Genomic DNA, 16805 nt, shown 5'->3' with positions numbered 1-16805 from the left:
ACCCACCGGATCGACATCACATCCCCACGATTCCGACGGCATGATCCCGGCACCCGCCGCGGATAATGTCGATCCGGTGATACGAAGCGGCAGAACCGATTTCGAACAATCCGCCGAACCACCCGAGGATGACGACCCGGCCGACACGCCCTCGCTGATCAGCGACGCACTGGCGGTGGCACTCGGCATGCTGATCGGCCTGCTCGTTTTCCTGGCCCTGCTCATCGCCTACATCCACGTGATGTTCGAGGCCTTCGGTCCCGAGAACGCCGCCGGTCTCCCCGACACGACGGTGACCCGGGTTTCCGCGATGCGATGAATTCGAGCGGGCGGCGGCGTCCACAGAGGGGAATGTGAACCGAGCTGGGAGGTATCCCGAGTGTCGAAGACGTCTTCTCGTGACGAGTTGTGGGCGATGGTGCGAGCCGAGCGCGGGGCGCTGGCCGAGGAGCTCGCGGGGTTGAGCTCCGTGCAGTGGGGTGAGCGGTCGCTGTGTGGGGATTGGACGGTCGAGGAGGTCGTCGCGCACCTGACCGCCGGGGCCAGTACCGGGCGGTTGCGGTGGATGCTCAGTGTGCTGCGGAACCGGTTCGACTTCGGCAGACACAATGACCGGCAGTTGGCGGCGCATCGCGGGAACACGCCCGAGGAGACGCTGGAGCGGTTTCGGTCGATCGTGGACAGCACGGTCGCGCCGTCGGGGCATACGGCGGCCTGGCTCGGGGAGGTGGTCGTACATGGGCAGGACATTCGGCAGCCGTTGGGGCTGAGGCGGGAGCCGGCGATCGAGGCGGTGACCGAGGTGGCCCGGTTCTTCGCGAGCCGGGACTTCACCGTCGCGGGGCGCAGTGCGATCGAGGGACTGCGGTTGGAGGCCAGTGATGGGCCGTTCGCCGTGGGAGCTGGGCCGGTGATCGGGGGGACAACGCTCGCGTTGACCATGGCGATGGCAGGGCGAGCGGTCTATTGCGACGAGCTCGCGGGGCCGGGGGTGGACGTACTGCGCGGTCGGATCTGAATCGAGTCCAATTGCGGTTCGGCGGTTATGCATTGGGGGTGGTCCGGGCGATTCATAATTCGTGATGGGAATCGTTCGGGGGACCGCCACGCGGCGGACCGTGCTGGCGGGGGCCGGGGCCCTCGCGTTGGGGGCTGTGGCGGGGTCGACGGTGGGGTGCACGCCGGAGACCGCGTCGATGCCCGTGCCCGCGGAGAGCGGGATCGACCACATCATCGTGGTGATGATGGAGAATCGATCGTTCGATCACTACCTGGGATGGCTGCCGGGGGCGAACGGGAAGCAGGATCTCGCGTTCGCCGATCGAAACGGTTTGGTGCGCAAGACATTCCATCTCGCCACCACGCAGGGGTGCGAGTATCACGATCCGGATCACTCGTTCGAGGGCGGGCGGGTCGAGTTCAACGACGGCAAGTGCGACGGGTGGTTGCGGGCCGGGACCAATGACGAGTTCTCGATCGGGTATTACCGGAAGGAGGACCTCGGGTTCTACGGGAACGCGGCGCCGGCGTGGACGGTGTGCGACAACTACTTCGCGGCGATCATGGCCGAGACGCTGCCGAACCGGTTCTATCAGCATGCGGCGCAGACGGATCGGATCCACAGCTCGACCGACGTCTCGAAGCTCCCGACCATCTGGGATCGGTTGAAGGAAGCCGATGTTCAGGCCCGCTACTACTTCTACGACGCGCCGTTCCTGGCGCTGTGGGGCACGAAGTACATCTCCATCGCGCGCCGGTTCCCGGCCTTCCTGTCCGACTGCGCGGCCGGGACGCTGCCCGCGGTGTCCTTCGTGGACCCCAAATTCCTCGACGAAGCCACCGGCACCTCCGCCGACGACCACCCGCACGCCGATATCCGTGCCGGACAGGCGTTTCTGAACCAGGTGTATCAGGCCGTCACCAAGAGCCCGGTGTGGTCGCGGACGCTGCTGATCATCAACTACGACGAATGGGGCGGGTTCTTCGACCACGTGCCGCCGCAGGTCGCGCCGGACGCCAACCCGGACCGGGGATTACGCGGATTCCGGGTGCCGTGCCTGGTCATCTCGCCGCGCGCGCGGCGCGGGCACGTCGCGCATCAGGTGTACGACCACACCTCGGTGCTCAAGGCCATCGAATGGCGTTGGGGCCTGCAGCCTCTGACTCCCCGCGACGCCGCCGCCCGCAATATCGCCGAGGTGCTCGACTTCACCGGGGCGCCCGATCTCGATGCCCCGCAATGGAATGTCCCGCCCGTGACGCCCGGCAGCTGCGGACCCGTCGCGGCCGACTTCGAGCAGTGGAACATCCTGCGCAAACTGGCCGCGACGGCGGGGTGGAGCCTGTGACCTACGACGCGGAGTGACCCGGCAGCACGCAGACCGCGTCCAGGCCGAGCACGTGGTTGAGGCGACCGAAGGCCAGCCAGGAGCCCAGGCACATGGACAGTTCCACGATCTCGGCGTCGGTGTAGTGCTTCTTCATGCGCTCGAAGAACTCGTCGTCGAGCGAGTGGTGGTCGAGGGTGTAGACCTCGGCGTATTCGGCGGCCAGTCGGACGCGGTCGTCGAAGTTCTCGGTGGTGCGCCAGTTGGTGACGTCGTCGGCGAAGGACTCCTCGACCTTCTCGCCATTGCGGTCGGTGCGCCAGTCCAGGCAGAACAGGCAGCCGTTGATCTGGGCGATGCGCAGCCGCGCGGCCTCGAACTCGCGCAGGCCCAGGGTGCTGTGCGAGTACACGGCGAGGGAGAAGTTGGAGGCCGCCACACCGATGCCAGGGACCATCTCGCCCCAGACGTAGCCGATGGGGTCCTTGCCCTCGGGAATGTCGATGATCATGCGGGCTCCTTTGAAATTTGCTGTCTTCCGAGAGTGCCGAACGGCAGGGGCACGTCGAGTGCGTCGTACAAACCGGGTTCCGCGGTGGCCAGCCACGGGAGCGCGTTCACCAATCTGCCCACCGCGGTGGCGTTTCCGCCCGCGGAGTGATTGCCGTCCTCGTCGGTGGCCTGCACGGTGATCTCGATGCGGGGACGGCCCTCGATGATGACGCGGTGCGCGCCCGCGCCGCTGGGCGGCTGCGGCCAGTCGGGAGCACAACTGGCGTGGATGCGAGTGACGTGCTCGATGATGATGCGCGGGTTGCCGTCGACGATGCCCTGCACCTCGAAGCGCACCGCGCCCTGGGTGCCCGCCTCGAACTTGCCCATCAGCTCGGTCTCCACGGTGTCCGCGAGGGGACGGCGCTGCACCACCTCGCGAATGTCGGTGAGCGCCACGCCGAGTCCGCGCGCGATGAGCCGAATCTGCCCGCCCCACACCATGGTCGGGATGGTCGGGGCCAGCATGGGCGGCTGATAGTCCATGGGCTGACCCATGCCGACCAGATAGCGCACCGAATCGGGCTGGTCGTAGGTGGTGTAGTCGAAGATCTCCTGGCAGCGCAGCACGTCCACGGTGCTGCCCAGGCCGCTCATCAGCAGCGGCAGGATGTCGTTGCCCCAGCCCGGGTCGATGCCCGAGACGAACAGCGTGCCACCGCCTTCCGTGGCGGCGGCGGTGACCCGGTCGCGCAGTTCGGCGGGGGCGCTGCGGTGGTCGTAGAGCGCGTACAGCGCGGGGGTGACCACGACGGCCCCGGCGCGCAGGGCGCGTTCGATATCGGCGACGGCGTCGTCGGGGCGGATGTCACCGGAGGCGGCGTACACCACGGCCCGCGGGCCCGCGGCCAGCGCGGCGTCGATGTCGTCGACGGCCGCGACCCCCAGATCGACGTCCAATCCGGCGAGCGCGCCGGCGTCGCGGCCGACCTTGTCAGGATTGTGGACCAGAACGCCGGTCAGCTCCAGTTCGGGATGCGCCGCGACAGCCCGGATGGCCGCCCGGCCGACATTGCCCGTGCCCCAGACCAGGGTGGAAATCATGTCCGAAACGTAGCAAACGCTTGGTAGGTTGGTGTCCGATTCGGCTACATTGCGGTATGGATTTCGCAGCACTCGAATCGATTCGCGCACTCAAGTACCGCTACCTCCGCACCCTCGACCTCAAGCAGTGGGACGAGTTCGCGGACACGCTGTGCGCCGACATCGTCGGCTCCTACGGTTCGCCCTCGGGCGGCCTGCCCGCGCAGTTCACCAGCCGCGACCAGATCGTCGACTACATGCGGGGCGCGCTCAGCGGCAACATCATCACCGTGCACGTCGCCAACCACCCGGAGATCACCGTGGACGGCGACACCGCCTCGGGCAGCTGGTGCCTGGAGGACACGGTCATCGCCGCCGACTACGGCCTGCTGATCCGCGGCGCGGCCTACTACCACGACACCTACCGCCGCGAGGACGGCGTATGGCGCATCGCCAGCACCGGCTACCAGCGCATCTACGAGTCCAAGATGTCGACCGCCGAACTGCCCGGCTACGCCCTCACCGCCAACCGCTGGGCTCCTTCCGAGGAGTCGCGCTAGCGTCCCCGCGCCGGATGCCGGTCACCCCAGGGTGATCGCGTCCAATCGGGTGCGCAGGAATTCGGCGGAGACCACCGGCGCGAGGCCCCTGACGCGGCCGATGGGCGGCCCGAGCGGGGTCACCCGGGCGTCGTGGTCGAGTTCATAGAAGTAGATCAGGGAGACCAGGTCCTCCTCCGGAGCGACGGCCTGCGGCGGCAGCACGCGGTGCCGGCCCGCGGGCCAGCGGTGGCCGCTCCAATAGGCCAGCAGGTCACCGATGTTCACGGTGAGCGCGGCGGGGTCGTAGGGTGCGTCGGCCCAGCCGCCGTCGTCGGTGTACACCTGCAGCCCGCCCGCGCCGGGCTCGCGGTCCAGGACGGTGACGGTGCCGAAGTCGGTGTGCGGGCCGATGCGGTACTGGCCGGGTTCGGGCGGGCCGATCTCGGTCAACGGCGGGTAGTGGTTGATATTGCAGGTCCAGGTGGGCCGGGCGGTCAGGCGCTCGAAAGGGTTGTGCCGCAGGCCGAGTGCCGCGGCGAACAAGGCCAGCAGCTCATCGGAGAGGACGCGCACCGCGGCGGTGTAGGCGAGCAGCAGCTCCCGCAGTTCGATCACCTCCTCCGGCCACACATTGTCGAGGAACCAGACCCGGTCCACGCGCGGATCGCCGGTGCGGGTGTCCGCGCCGACGGCGAAGGTCTCCTTCAGATCCGGCGGTGTCTCGGTGCCCTCGGAGTAGCCGTTGGCCTCGAGTCCCGGACCGATCCAGCCGCGGCCGCCGACCGACACCGCGTAACGCTGTTTCACCGCGGGCGACAGCGCGAAGAAGCGGCGGGCCGCCGCTCGCAACTCGCCCGGAAGTCCTTGCGGCACACCGTGCCCGTGCACCAGCAGGAATCCGGCGCGCCGCAGGCCGGCGTCCACCTCGCGCAGCACCTCCGCCGCGGCTTCGCCGCCCGCCCGCCAGCGGTCCAGGTCGATGGTCGCGATGGGTGTCATCGCGGCACTCCGATGTCCTCGTTCCACAGGTCGGGGCGTTCGGAGATGAAGCGCGTCATCATGTCCACGCAGGCCGGATCGTCGAGCACGGTGACCGAAACCCCGTGCTCGGCAAGCCAATCGTGGCCGCCGGTGAAGGTCCGCGACTCCCCCACGATGACCGCGCCGATGCCGAACTGGCGGACCAGGCCGCTGCAGTACCAGCACGGGGACAGCGTGGTGACCATGATGGTGTCGCGGTAGTCGCGGCGGCGACCGGCATTGCGGAAGGCGTCGGTCTCGGCGTGCACGCTCGGATCGTCGTCCTGGACGCGGCGGTTGTGGCCGCGGCCGAGCAGCGTGCCGGCGCTGTCGAAGAGGGCCGCCCCGATCGGGATTCCACCCTCCAGCAGGCCGAGTTGCGCCTCTTCGTAGGCGGTGGCCAGCAGATCCTGCGCATTGATCATGCCGACCATGCTGCCACCGCCCACACCGGGGATCCGAGCGCCCGCGCTCAGCGCTCGTGCGATTCCTCGAGCACCGTCCGGCCCAGCAGCGCGTATCGCGCGGGGTCGGTGCGCCGCAGATAGGCGGCGTAGCCGAGGCCCGCGAGGGCGACCGCGGCGACCAGGTACGGCGTCGCCTTCAGGATCATCGATCCGGCTTCGGTCCCGGCCGCGGTGTCCATATTGAGAACCAGCAGCAGCACCACGCCGATCATGGCCACGCCACCGACGAGCGGGGCCACCAGCGTGCGGAACCAGTGCCGGCTCTCGGGGTGGTTGGTCCGGAAGTAGGCGATCACCGCGAACGAGCAGGTGGCCTGGACGATCAGGATCGCCATCGTGCCCAGCACCGCGAGCAGGGTGTACAGGCCCGCGTACGGATCCTTGCCGGCGAGCCCGAACGCCAGCACCAGCAGCGCCGCCACGACGGTCTGCACCAGACCCGCGATGTGCGGCGAACCGTGCTCCGGATGGGCCTTGCCGATGGTGCGCTGCAGCGCCGGCACCACACCCTCGCGACCGAGCGCGAACAGGTAGCGAGCGGCGCAGTTGTGGAAGGCCATGCCGCAGGCCAGCGAGCCGGTGACCATCAGCCACTGCATGGCGTCGACCGCCCAGTGCCCTACATAGCGCTCGGTCGGCGCGAAGAACACGTTCATCGGATTGTCGGACGCGGCCAGTTCCAGGGCCTTGTCACCACCGCTGCCGGAGATCGCCATCCAGGACACGAACAGGTAGAAGACTCCGACACCGAGCACCGCGATCATGGTGGCGCGCGGGATGATTCGCTTCGGATCCTTGGATTCCTCGCCGTACATGGCGGTCGACTCGAACCCGACCCACGACCAGAAGGCGAAGAACAGTCCCAGTCCCGCGGACGGGCCGTGGAAGGCGTTGACGGGGTTGATCGGCGCGAGCGAGATGCCGTCCGGTCCGCCGCCGTGCAGCAGCACCGACACGGCCATGATGAACAGCACGGTCACCTCGGTCGCCAGCAGGACGACCAGTAGTCGTTCGGCGAGAGCGACGCCGAACCAGGTGCCCACCGCGTTGATCACCAGCATCAGAATCGCGAAAACCCACCAGGGCACGTCCATTCCGAGCTGCTCACGCACGGTGTTGTGGGCGAAGCTGGAGAAGATGCCGATCAGCGACGGCTCGAACACCATGTAGGCGAAGGCGGCCAGCAGTCCGGCCGCCAGGCCCGCGGTGCGGCCCAGCCCGAAGGAGATGAATCCGTAGAACGCGCCGGTCGCGGTGATGTGCCTGGCCATGGTGGTGAATCCCACGGTGAACACCGCGAGCACCACCATGGCGATCAGAAAGGCCGCGGGCGTGCCGATTCCACTGCCCGCCGACATCATGAACGGCACATTGCCGGTCATGGCGGTGATGGGCGCGGCGGTCGCGACGGCCATGAACACCACGCCGAGCAAACCCACCACATTGGGTTTGAGCCGCGACACTCCCGGTTCGGATTCGCCGGATTCTCCCGAAAGCGCTACCGGTGCACTCGGTTCCATGGTGTGACTCCTCTATCTCTGGTCGATGACCTGCGAGGAATTGTGCGGGCCGGAATGTTGCGCGGATATGAAACGGCGTTACCGCCGTCGACCGGTGGTGTGACTCAGGTCACTACCCTTACAGTCGGACCGAAAGACCGTCCAGCCCTTTACAAATCGTCGGGCGGGCTACGCGCATTTCCCCTCACCTGACTTCAGTTAACTGAACTCAGCCGCTAGAGTCGATCCCATGGACAACGCCTTCGCCCGCGACCTGTGGCGCGTGCTGGAACCGCTGCACGCCGTCACCTACTTCTCCGCGGACTGCATCGCCGCCAACAAAGCCGTTGGCCTGCGCGGCTTCTGGATGGGCTACTTCGCCGCCCGCTCCGCTCCGTTCGGCGCGGTCGGCCCCTCGGTGGTCGAGGCCACCTTCTACAACTTCCACCCCGCGATGATCCGGCGGGCCCTGCCCGACGCCTGGGGCTTCGCCACGCCCGACGCGGTCGTCGCCACCCGCACCATCGCCGCCGCCGCGGTCCTGCGCGCCATCGTCCCCGATATCGCGGCCGTCGCCGCCCGCTCCGTACCCCACCTGCAGCGGGCTGTCGCCGACGCCCCGGCCGGGGGCCGCGCGCTGTTCGCCGCCAACCGCGACCTGCCCACACCCGGCGACGCCGTGCACGCGCTCTGGCAGGCAGTCACCGCGCTGCGCGAACACCGCGGCGACGGGCACGTGGCCTGCCTGCTCACCGAGGGCATCGACGGCTGCGAGGCGCACGTGCTGTTCTCCGCCGGCAGCGGTGTCCCCGCCCAGATCTGGCGGGACAATCGCGGCTGGAGCGAAACCGATTGGCAGGCGGCGCGCGAACGGCTCGCCGACCGCGGCCTGCTCGATGCCGAGGGCGGCCTCACCGACGCCGGGCACGCGCTGCGCGACCACATCGAGGCCCGCACCGACGCCCTGGCCATGACCGCCTACCGCGATGTTCCCGGCATCGTCGAGACCCTCGCGGTGCTGACGCCCGCCGCCCGCGCGGTGGCCCGCAGCGGCGAGATCCCCTACCCGAACCCGATGGGCGCCGACCCGGCCTGAGCCGGGCTCACCGGGTCTCGCCCGCCGTGGCCAGGTCGCGGATCAGCAGCGCGGCATGCAGGGAGGTCCGGGTCTCGCCGTTGTCCAGATCGACGTCGAGGATGCGCTCGATCCGCGACAACCGGTCATAGAGGGTGGGGCGACTGATGTTGAGCCGCTTCGCGAGTTCTGTCTTGTTGCCCGCCAGGTCCAGGAACTGGCGCAGGGTGCGGGTCAGGTCGGTGGCGTTGCGGATGTCGTGGCGCAGCAGGGCGCTCAGTTCGGTCTCGGCGAAACGCTGCACCCCGGGCTCGTCGCGGATGAGCGAGAGCAAGCCGCGCAGCCGGACGTCGCCGCTGCGATAGAACGGGCGCGGCGTCGAAGCGTCCAGGGAGAGCGCTACTTCCGCGACATGCGCGGCCTGGGCCAGTTCGCGTGCGGTGTCGAGCAACGAGTCCGATTCACCGCCGACGCCGATCACCACGCGCCCCACGCCGGGCACCCGGCGAACCTCGGCGAGCATGGCCACGCAGATCGCGGTGAGCGCGGCGTCGAGGTCACCGCCGCGCGGCACGCCCAGTACGAAGGTGACCCGATTGCCGTGGTCGGGCGCGGCCAGCGCGGTCGCCTTGGCCAGTGCCACCCCGTGCAGCGCCGCGTCCAGCAGCGCGGCCGTACGCCGTTGCTGCGCAACCGGATCCGACTCGGCGGCCGCGGCGACCTCCAACGCCAGGGGCACATAGCGGACCCGGCGGGCCAGGCCCAGCGCGGCGGCCAGCGCGACGGCGTCACGCTCGTCGGTGAGGCGGCCGTTGACCATGTCGTCGATGAGCCCGGTCTGCGCCTGCCGGTGCAGGCCGAACCGGTCGCGCTCGATCATGCGGTGCAGGGTGAGCGTCTGAGCCGCGCGTTCCAGCACCATGCGGGCGCGAGCACTGGTCACGCGGTTCGAACGCAGGATGAGCCGGCCCCAGCGCTGGGTATGCGGGCCCACCGGAACCACATTCGGATCGGCGTCCGACAGCAGCCGGGAGGTGGCCTCCCAGCGGTCGAGCAGCGCCGAGGTGCCGGTGTGGCGCGCGGTCAGCGCCAGCACCCGATGCGCCAGATCCTCGAGCACGACCGAGGCGTCGAGCATGCCCGCGGCGGTCTTGACGATCTCGGCCAGCGACGCGCGCCGCACGCTGAGCGCGGTGAAGGTCTCGTGCACGGTGCGCGCGAACTCCAGCTCCTCGTACTGGTCGGCCACGATCACCCGGTGCACCGCCTCGGTGATCTCCACGAACCGGACCACCCGGTGCAGCGCCACCACCGGCAGACCCAGCCGGTCCGCGGTCCGCGCCACCACGGGCGTGAACTCCCGCACCGAGGTGCCCAATTCGACCACCAGCCCCGACACCCCCGCCGCCGCCAGGGATTCCAGATAGGCCACGGTCTCGGCGTCGCTACCGGCCAGCGCCTGCCCGGTGGTGAGAATGAGTTCCCGGCCGACCAACAGCTTCGCGACATCCGCCAGTTCGCTGACGTGCACCCATCGCACCGGCCGATCCAGCGGACCGCCGCCCACGACCTCCGGCAGCCCGGCGCGCACGACCGGCATGGCCAGCACGTCAGCAACGGAGAGGAGCACCGACGAATCGTAATACGAAACTCGAAAACAAATACACAATGTCGGGTATCAACCGGCCGGTAATGGCGCACAGTAGGGACGGACGAACCGCGGCCCGACCGGCGGAATCACGGAATCGAGGAGACATGCAGACCATCGCACACTGGCTCGACGGCAAGACGTTCACCGGTTCCAGCGCCGAGACCGCGCCCGTCACCAATCCGGCCACCGGCGCGGTGACCGGACAGGTCGCCCTGGCGTCGGCGGCCGACGTGCGGACGGTGGTCGACGCCGCCGTCGCCGCCTTCCCCGCCTGGCGCGACGCCTCGCTGGCCAAGCGCACCCAGGTGCTGTTCCGGTTCCGCGAACTGCTCAACGAGCGCAAGGAGGAGCTCGCCGCGATCATCACCGCCGAACACGGCAAGGTGCTCGCCGACGCCCTCGGCGAGGTGTCCCGCGGCCTGGAGATCGTCGAATTCGCATGCGGCATACCGCATCTGCTCAAGGGCGGCTACACCGAGAACGCCTCCACCAAGGTCGACATCTTCTCCGTGCGCCAGCCGCTGGGCCCGGTGGCGATCATCTCGCCGTTCAACTTCCCGGCCATGGTGCCGATGTGGTTCTTCCCGGTCGCCATCGGGGCGGGGAACACCGTGGTGCTCAAGCCGAGCGAGAAGGATCCCTCGGCCTCGTTGTGGATGGCCGAACTCTGGCAGGAGGCCGGGCTGCCCGACGGGGTGTTCAACGTGGTCCAGGGCGACAAGACCGCGGTCGACGAGCTGCTGCGCAACCCCGCGATCAAGGCGGTGTCGTTCGTCGGGTCGACACCGATCGCCCGATACGTCTACGAGCACGGCACCGCCGCCGGGAAACGGGTGCAGGCGCTGGGCGGGGCCAAGAACCACATGGTGGTGCTGCCCGACGCCGACCTGGACCTGGCCGCCGACGCCGCCGTGAACGCGGGCTTCGGTTCGGCCGGGGAACGCTGCATGGCGATCAGCGCGCTGGTGGCCGTCGGGGACATCGCCGACGACCTGGTGGTGCGCATCACCGAGCGCGCCGAGACCATTCGCACCGGTGACGGCACCCGCGGCACCGATATGGGCCCGCTGGTCACCGCCGCGCACCGCGACCGGGTGGCGTCCTACATCGCGGCGGGCGAATCCTCCGGCGCGACAGTGGTTCTCGACGGGCGTACCGTGGCCGCCGACGGCGGAGCGGACGGATTCTGGCTGGGCCCCACCATTCTCGACCACGTGACGCCCGAGATGAGCGTCTACACCGACGAGATCTTCGGCCCGGTCCTGTCGGTGGTCCGGGTGGACAGCTACGACGAGGCGCTGGCCCTGATCAACGCCAACCCCTACGGCAACGGCACCGCCCTGTTCACCAATGACGGCGGCGCGGCGCGGCGCTTCCACAACGAGGTCGAGGTCGGCATGGTCGGCATCAACGTCCCCATCCCGGTCCCCATGGCCTACTACAGTTTCGGCGGCTGGAAGAACTCCCTGTTCGGCGACTCGCACGCGCACGGCGCCGACGGCGTGCACTTCTTCACCCGCACCAAGGCCGTCACCACCCGCTGGCTCGATCCCAGCCACGGCGGCCTGAATCTCGGCTTCCCCCAGAACCACTGACGGCTGACACGATCGAAGGACCTGCGATGACCCTGCCCCATGGCCTGACCCCCGAGGCGGCGCGCGAACGGGCCGCCCGCGCCTACGAACTGGATCGCGAGCACGTCTTCCACTCCTGGTCCGCGCAGAAGTCGCTGAACCCCATGGTGATCACCGCGGCCCAGGGCTGCTACGTGTGGGACGGCGACGGCAACCGGCTGCTCGACTTCTCCTCGCAGATGGTGAACACCAATATCGGGCACCAGCATCCGAAGGTGGTGGCCGCCATCCAGGAGCAGGCGGCCACGCTGTGCACCATCGGACCGGCGTACGTGAACGACGCACGCTCGGAAGCCGCGCGGCTCATCGCCGAACGCACCCCCGGGGAGCTGAACCGGATCTTCTTCACCAACGGCGGCGCCGATGCCGTCGAGCACGCGGTACGCATGGCGCGCCTGCACACCGGGCGGTACAAGGTGCTCGCGCGCTACCGGTCCTACCACGGCGGCACCGAGACCGCGATCAACCTCACCGGCGACCCCCGCCGCTGGCCCAACGATCACGGCAACGCCGGCGTCGTGCACTTCTTCGGGCCGTACCTGTACCGCTCGGAGTTCCACGCCACCACCGAGGCCGAGGAGTGCGACCGCGCGCTGCGGCACCTCGAGCAGACCATCGAACTCGAGGGGCCGGGCACCATCGCGGCCGTGATCCTCGAATCGGTGCCCGGCACCGCCGGAATCATGGTTCCGCCACCCGGCTATCTGGCCGGCGTGCGGGAACTGTGCGACCGCTACGGCATCGTGTTCATCGCCGACGAGGTGATGGCGGGTTTCGGGCGCACCGGACGCTGGTTCGCCATCGACCATTTCGGCGTGGTGCCCGACCTGATCACCTTCGCCAAGGGCGTCAACTCCGGGTACGTGCCGCTGGGCGGCGTCGCCATCGCGCCGCACATCGCCGCCACCTTCGACGACCGCCCGTATCCGGGCGGGCTCACCTACTCCGGGCATCCGCTGGCCACGGCCGCCGCGGTCGCGACCATCAACGCGATGACGGAGGAACGCATCGTGGAGAACGCCGCCGACATGGGTGAGCGCGTCCTCGGCCCCGGCCTGCGCGAACTGGCCGAACGGCATCCGAGCGTCGGCGAGGTCCGGGGTCTGGGCGTGTTCTGGGCCGTCGAACTCGTCCGCGATCGCGCCACCCGCGAACCCCTCGCGCCCTACGGTGGCACCAGCCCGGCCATGGTCGAGGCCGTCGCCACCGCCAAGGCCGCCGGACTGCTGCTGTTCGTGAACTTCAACCGCCTGCACGTGGTCCCGCCCTGCATCGTCGGCGAGGCCGAGGCCAAGGAGGGGCTCGCCATTCTCGACCAGGCACTGACCGTCGCCGACGGCCATACTGTGTGATCCCCGACGGCGGACTCGATTCTTCAGGAGCGCAGTGAATCAGCAGGACCTGCAATTCATCGGCGGCACACGGCGATCCGGGTCCGGAGCGCCGCTGTCGATCACCGCGCCGGCCACCGGCGCGGTGATCGCGACGGGCGCGGGCGCGAACGCCGCGGACACCGCGGCGGCGGTGGCGGCGGCCCGGGACGCCTTCCCCGACTGGGCCGGGCGCACGCCGGGCGCGCGTTCGGACCTCATGCACGAGTGGGCCCGGGTGCTGCGCGAGCGCGCCGCGGAACTCGCCGCCGTCGAGAGCGTGAACGCGGGCAAGCCGATTCGCCTGGCGAGCGAGTTCGACGTGCCCGGCACCATCGACAACACCGCCTTCTTCGCCGGGGCCGCCCGGCAGCTGGAGGGCAAGGCGGCGGCGGAGTACTCCGGCGACCACACCTCCGCCATCCGGCGCGAACCGCTCGGCGTCATCGGGTCCATCGCGCCGTGGAACTACCCGCTGCAGATGGCGGCCTGGAAGATCCTGCCCGCCGTGGCCGCCGGGAACACCGTGGTGCTCAAACCGTCGGAGCTGACCCCGCTGTCGACCCTGCTGTTCGCGGAGGCGGCCACGGCCGCGGGCCTGCCGCCGGGCGTGATCAACGTCCTCACCGGCACCGGCCTCCAGGCGGGGCAGCCGCTGGTGGAGCATCCGGCGGTGGCGATGGTGTCCTTCACCGGCTCCACCGCCGTCGGCAAGCAGGTGGCGGCCGCCGCCGCGGGCGCGGTCAAACGGGTACACCTCGAGCTGGGCGGCAAAGCGCCCTTCGTCGTCTTCGACGACGCCGACCCCGAGGCCGCGGCACGCGGCGCGGTGGCCGGCGCGCTCATCAACGCCGGGCAGGATTGCACCGCGGCCACCCGCGCCTATGTGCAGCGGCCCTTGTTCGAGGAATTCGTGGGCCGGGTCGCCGAGCTCATGGACCGGGTCACGCTCGGCCCCGTCGAGGACCCCGGCACCGATATGGGGCCGCTCATTTCCCGCGCGCACCGCGAGAAAGTACAGGGCATGGTCGAGCGGGCCCGCGAATCCGGCGCGAAAGTCGTTCGGGGTGGCCGAATTCCGGCACACACGCCCGCGGCCGGCGCGTATTTCGAGCCGACCCTGATCACCGGCGCGGCCCAGGACTCCGAGATCGTGCAACGCGAGGTCTTCGGCCCGGTGCTGGTGGTGCTGCCGTTCGACACCGACGACGAGGCCATCGCCCTGGCCAACGACACCGACTACGGCCTGGCCGCCTCGGCGTGGTCACGCGACGTGTTCCGCACCCAGCGGGCGAGCCGGGAGATCCGGGCCGGGTGTGTGTGGATCAACGACCACATTCCGATCGTCAGCGAAATGCCGCACGGCGGGTTCAAATCCTCCGGATTCGGAAAGGACATGTCCGCCTACGCATTCGAGGAGTACACGAATATCAAGCATGTCATGTCCGATATCACCGGCGCCGCCCGCAAACCCTGGCACGACGTGATCTTCCGCGCCGAATAAACCATTCGCGTCGCGAAGTGGATTCGGTCGGGGCTGCCCCCGCATTTCTGAGCTATCCTCATGACATCAGGAGGAGGCGGAAATGGACCTGCCGATGATGCCGACAGAGGTGTTGCGGTCCACCCTGCGCATGTCCCGCCGCTCCGAGGATCGCGCCGCCACCAGCTGACTCTCCCGAAAGCCGCCGACTGGACCCGTCCGGGCCATCGGCGGCTTTCGCGTACCCCGATGCCTGCCGCGCGGTATGAGAGAAGGAGTTGATCGGCCATGTCGGCCAAGGAGAGCAAACGGTGGGCGTCGGCGCTGGCGGATGCGGCGCCGACGCCGTACTGGACCGACCGGCCCGAGCGGCCGGCCCCCACCGACCCCCTCACCACCGCCGTCGACGCGGGGCTGGCCGTCATCGGCGGCGGCTACAGCGGGTTGTGGACGGCGCTGCTGGCCAAGGAACGCGATCCGGAAATCGATGTGGTGCTGGTGGAATCGGGGCTGTGCGGGCACGCGGCCTCCGGGCGCAACGGCGGGTTCTGCTCCGCCAGCCTCACCCACGGCCTGGCCAACGGGCTCGAACGCTTCCCCGACGAGATCGGGCAGCTGGAACGGCTGGGACGCGCCAACCTCGACGACATCGAGAAGGCCCTCGTCCAGTACGGCATCGACTGCGACTTCGAACGCACCGGGGAACTCGAAGTCGCCACCGCCCCACACGAAATCGCCTGGCTGCGCGAGAGCCACGACGCCGCCGAGGCGCTCGGCCATCGCACCCGGCTGCTCGACGCCGGGCAGGTCCAGGGCATGGTGCACTCCCCCACGTATCTCGGCGGATGGTGGGACCGCGACGGCGTCGCCATGCTCGATCCGGCGCGGCTGGCGTGGGGATTACGGCGCGCCTGCCTGGAATCGGGGGTGCGGATCTTCGAAGGCACTCCCGTGCAACGCATGTCGAAATCCTGCGGCGGACTGACCCTGCACACACCGCACGGCGAGGTGCGCGCCCCGCGGGTCGCCCTGTGCACCAGCGCATTCGCGGGACCGCTGCCCAAGGTGAGCCGGCACGTGGTGCCGGTCTACGACTACGCGCTGATGACCGAACCGCTCACCGCCGACCAGCTCGACAGCATCGGCTGGGGCACCCGCACCGGCGTCGGGGACGCCTCCTACCGCTTCCACTACTACCGGCTGACCAGCGACAACCGGATCCTGTTCGGCGGCTACGACGCCATCTACCACTTCGGCAACCGCATCGCGCCCGGGCTGGAATACAACGAGGCCACCTTCGAGACCCTGGCCCGGCACTTCTTCCAGACCTTCCCGCAGCTCGAGAGCGTGCGGTTCACCCATCGCTGGGGCGGGGTCATCGACACCTGCGGCCGGTTCTGCGCCTTCTTCGGCTCGGCGTACAAGGGACGGCTGGTGTACGCGGCCGGATACACCGGGCTCGGAGTCGGCGCGACCCGCTTCGGTGCGGAGGTCATGCTCGATCAGCTGTGGGGCCTCGACACCGAACGCACCCGGCTGCGCATGGTGCGCTCGCGGCCGTTGCCGCTGCCGCCGGAACCGTTGCGCTCTGCGGGAATTCACCTCACCCGCTGGTCCCTGGCCCGCGCGGACGCGCGGCAGGGGCGGCGCAATCTGTGGCTGAAGACCCTCGACTACACGGGGCTGGGGTTCGACAGCTAGTCGACGGTCGCGCCCGGGCGGATGCCCAGGCGCGTCGACAGCAGCTCCAGCGCCGCGAGCACGTCGGCGAGGGCGGCGGGATCGGCGTCGCCCAGGGCCGCGGCGAGGGTGTCGTCGATGCTGGTGGCCCGAACCTGCGACACCCGTTCGGACAACTCGCGGGCGGGTTCGAGCAGCGAGCGGCGGCGGTCGTGCGGATCGGTCCGGGCCACCACCGAACCCGTCTCCCGCAGCCGGGCAACGGCACCCGAGATCGCGCTCTGCGGGAGCCCGGTGCGACCGGTCACCTCGCTGATCGTGGTGCCCGGGTGTTCGAGCACGTCCCCGATGACGACCAGTACCGCGCGGTTTCCCGTGCGCTCGCCCGCGCCGGGCAGGGCCTGCTCCCCCATCTTCATGAGGGCGCGACCCAGCAGGAACAGCTCGACTCCGTTCATACAGCGACGATACATCAATTCAGA

General features: G+C 69.4%; 16 protein-coding genes. 9 read left to right on the top strand and 7 right to left on the bottom strand.

The window, feature by feature from the left end:
- The first annotated feature begins 76 nt into the window (after positions 1-76).
- The 3 genes from ACWEOI_RS26695 to ACWEOI_RS26685 all read left to right on the top strand — a co-directional run bounded on the left by ACWEOI_RS26695 (position 77) and on the right by ACWEOI_RS26685 (position 2348).
- The gene (locus tag ACWEOI_RS26695; protein ID WP_452361363.1) at positions 77-319 is read left to right on the top strand and encodes a hypothetical protein; all 243 of its coding nucleotides are present in this window, start codon (positions 77-79) and stop codon (positions 317-319) included.
- A gap of 60 nt (positions 320-379) precedes the next feature.
- On the top strand, positions 380-1018 hold the full coding sequence (locus ACWEOI_RS26690) for a maleylpyruvate isomerase family mycothiol-dependent enzyme (protein WP_452361362.1): 639 nt from the start codon (positions 380-382) through the stop codon (positions 1016-1018).
- 64 nt (positions 1019-1082) lie between these two features.
- Positions 1083-2348 carry an alkaline phosphatase family protein gene (locus ACWEOI_RS26685; RefSeq protein WP_452361361.1) on the top strand — a complete coding sequence of 422 codons (1266 nt, stop codon included), beginning with the start codon at positions 1083-1085 and terminating at the stop codon, positions 2346-2348.
- A gap of 1 nt (position 2349) precedes the next feature.
- Here ACWEOI_RS26685 and ACWEOI_RS26680 read toward each other — a convergent pair whose 3' ends face one another.
- Positions 2350-2838 carry a carboxymuconolactone decarboxylase family protein gene (locus ACWEOI_RS26680; protein WP_433672099.1) on the bottom strand — a complete coding sequence of 163 codons (489 nt, stop codon included), beginning with the start codon at positions 2836-2838 and terminating at the stop codon, positions 2350-2352.
- Complete coding sequence (locus tag ACWEOI_RS26675) at positions 2835-3923, bottom strand: NAD(P)H-dependent amine dehydrogenase family protein (RefSeq protein WP_452361360.1); 1089 nt, start codon at positions 3921-3923, stop codon at positions 2835-2837. The genes ACWEOI_RS26680 and ACWEOI_RS26675 overlap by 4 nt, the downstream gene beginning before the upstream one ends.
- 56 nt (positions 3924-3979) lie before the next feature.
- Here ACWEOI_RS26675 and ACWEOI_RS26670 point away from each other — a divergent pair, with 56 nt between their 5' ends.
- Positions 3980-4462 (top strand): nuclear transport factor 2 family protein, encoded by a 483-nt coding sequence (locus ACWEOI_RS26670; protein ID WP_433672097.1) that lies wholly within the window; start codon positions 3980-3982, stop codon positions 4460-4462.
- A 21-nt stretch (positions 4463-4483) separates the two neighbouring features.
- Here ACWEOI_RS26670 and ACWEOI_RS26665 read toward each other — a convergent pair whose 3' ends face one another.
- Genes ACWEOI_RS26665 through ACWEOI_RS26655 form a run of 3 tightly spaced genes read right to left on the bottom strand, consistent with a single transcriptional unit; the run spans position 4484 to position 7451 of the window.
- Positions 4484-5443 (bottom strand): isopenicillin N synthase family dioxygenase, encoded by a 960-nt coding sequence (locus ACWEOI_RS26665; protein WP_452361359.1) that lies wholly within the window; start codon positions 5441-5443, stop codon positions 4484-4486.
- On the bottom strand, positions 5440-5889 hold the full coding sequence (locus ACWEOI_RS26660) for a nucleoside deaminase (protein WP_452361358.1): 450 nt from the start codon (positions 5887-5889) through the stop codon (positions 5440-5442). Before ACWEOI_RS26660 ends, ACWEOI_RS26665 begins: the two co-directional genes overlap by 4 nt.
- A 47-nt stretch (positions 5890-5936) precedes the next feature.
- On the bottom strand, positions 5937-7451 hold the full coding sequence (locus ACWEOI_RS26655; RefSeq protein ID WP_433672094.1) for an amino acid permease: 1515 nt from the start codon (positions 7449-7451) through the stop codon (positions 5937-5939).
- Positions 7452-7680: 229 nt separating this feature from the next.
- On the opposite strand from ACWEOI_RS26655, the gene ACWEOI_RS26650 reads away from it, so the two are divergent.
- Positions 7681-8526, top strand: a complete 846-nt coding sequence (locus ACWEOI_RS26650; RefSeq protein WP_452361357.1) for an SCO6745 family protein — start codon at positions 7681-7683, stop codon at positions 8524-8526.
- A gap of 7 nt (positions 8527-8533) precedes the next feature.
- Here the strand turns inward: ACWEOI_RS26650 and ACWEOI_RS26645 are convergent, their stop codons facing one another.
- On the bottom strand, positions 8534-10105 hold the full coding sequence (locus tag ACWEOI_RS26645; RefSeq protein ID WP_452361426.1) for a PucR family transcriptional regulator: 1572 nt from the start codon (positions 10103-10105) through the stop codon (positions 8534-8536).
- Between the two features lie 155 nt (positions 10106-10260).
- Between ACWEOI_RS26645 and ACWEOI_RS26640 the strand changes: the two genes are divergently transcribed.
- From ACWEOI_RS26640 to ACWEOI_RS26625, 4 genes are all read left to right on the top strand, one after another.
- Complete coding sequence (locus ACWEOI_RS26640) at positions 10261-11751, top strand: CoA-acylating methylmalonate-semialdehyde dehydrogenase (RefSeq protein ID WP_452361356.1); 1491 nt, start codon at positions 10261-10263, stop codon at positions 11749-11751.
- Between the two features lie 26 nt (positions 11752-11777).
- Positions 11778-13142, top strand: a complete 1365-nt coding sequence (locus ACWEOI_RS26635; RefSeq protein ID WP_452361355.1) for an aminotransferase class III-fold pyridoxal phosphate-dependent enzyme — start codon at positions 11778-11780, stop codon at positions 13140-13142.
- Between the two features lie 34 nt (positions 13143-13176).
- Entirely contained in the window at positions 13177-14664 is a 1488-nt protein-coding gene (locus ACWEOI_RS26630; protein ID WP_452361354.1) for a gamma-aminobutyraldehyde dehydrogenase, read from the top strand.
- A gap of 267 nt (positions 14665-14931) precedes the next feature.
- A complete protein-coding gene (locus ACWEOI_RS26625) occupies positions 14932-16344 on the top strand; it encodes an NAD(P)/FAD-dependent oxidoreductase (protein ID WP_452361353.1) in 1413 nt (470 codons plus the stop codon).
- On the opposite strand, the gene ACWEOI_RS26620 is transcribed toward ACWEOI_RS26625, so the two are convergent.
- On the bottom strand, positions 16341-16781 hold the full coding sequence (locus tag ACWEOI_RS26620) for a MarR family winged helix-turn-helix transcriptional regulator (protein WP_452361352.1): 441 nt from the start codon (positions 16779-16781) through the stop codon (positions 16341-16343). The two genes, ACWEOI_RS26625 and ACWEOI_RS26620, sit on opposite strands and share 4 nt — an antisense overlap.
- Between the last annotated feature and the right edge of the window lie 24 nt (positions 16782-16805).

The sequence above is a fragment of the Nocardia sp. NPDC004340 genome (assembly GCF_053602575.1).
Note: the sequence above shows the minus strand (reverse complement) of the source record. Positions and strands in the feature narration are given on the sequence as shown.

Bases quoted from the DNA above. Each gene is read 5' to 3' on its own strand.
- ACWEOI_RS26685 (WP_452361361.1), top strand. From the start codon at position 1,083: ATGGGAATCGTTCGGGGGACCGCCACGCGGCGGACCGTGCTGGCGGGG.
- ACWEOI_RS26680 (WP_433672099.1), bottom strand. From the start codon at position 2,838: ATGATCATCGACATTCCCGAGGGCAAGGACCCCATCGGCTACGTCTGG.
- ACWEOI_RS26675 (WP_452361360.1), bottom strand. From the start codon at position 3,923: ATGATTTCCACCCTGGTCTGGGGCACGGGCAATGTCGGCCGGGCGGCC.
- ACWEOI_RS26670 (WP_433672097.1), top strand. From the start codon at position 3,980: ATGGATTTCGCAGCACTCGAATCGATTCGCGCACTCAAGTACCGCTAC.
- ACWEOI_RS26665 (WP_452361359.1), bottom strand. From the start codon at position 5,443: ATGACACCCATCGCGACCATCGACCTGGACCGCTGGCGGGCGGGCGGC.
- ACWEOI_RS26660 (WP_452361358.1), bottom strand. From the start codon at position 5,889: ATGATCAATGCGCAGGATCTGCTGGCCACCGCCTACGAAGAGGCGCAA.
- ACWEOI_RS26655 (WP_433672094.1), bottom strand. From the start codon at position 7,451: ATGGAACCGAGTGCACCGGTAGCGCTTTCGGGAGAATCCGGCGAATCC.
- ACWEOI_RS26650 (WP_452361357.1), top strand. From the start codon at position 7,681: ATGGACAACGCCTTCGCCCGCGACCTGTGGCGCGTGCTGGAACCGCTG.
- ACWEOI_RS26645 (WP_452361426.1), bottom strand. From the start codon at position 10,105: ATGCCGGTCGTGCGCGCCGGGCTGCCGGAGGTCGTGGGCGGCGGTCCG.
- ACWEOI_RS26640 (WP_452361356.1), top strand. From the start codon at position 10,261: ATGCAGACCATCGCACACTGGCTCGACGGCAAGACGTTCACCGGTTCC.
- ACWEOI_RS26635 (WP_452361355.1), top strand. From the start codon at position 11,778: ATGACCCTGCCCCATGGCCTGACCCCCGAGGCGGCGCGCGAACGGGCC.
- ACWEOI_RS26625 (WP_452361353.1), top strand. From the start codon at position 14,932: ATGTCGGCCAAGGAGAGCAAACGGTGGGCGTCGGCGCTGGCGGATGCG.
- ACWEOI_RS26620 (WP_452361352.1), bottom strand. From the start codon at position 16,781: ATGAACGGAGTCGAGCTGTTCCTGCTGGGTCGCGCCCTCATGAAGATG.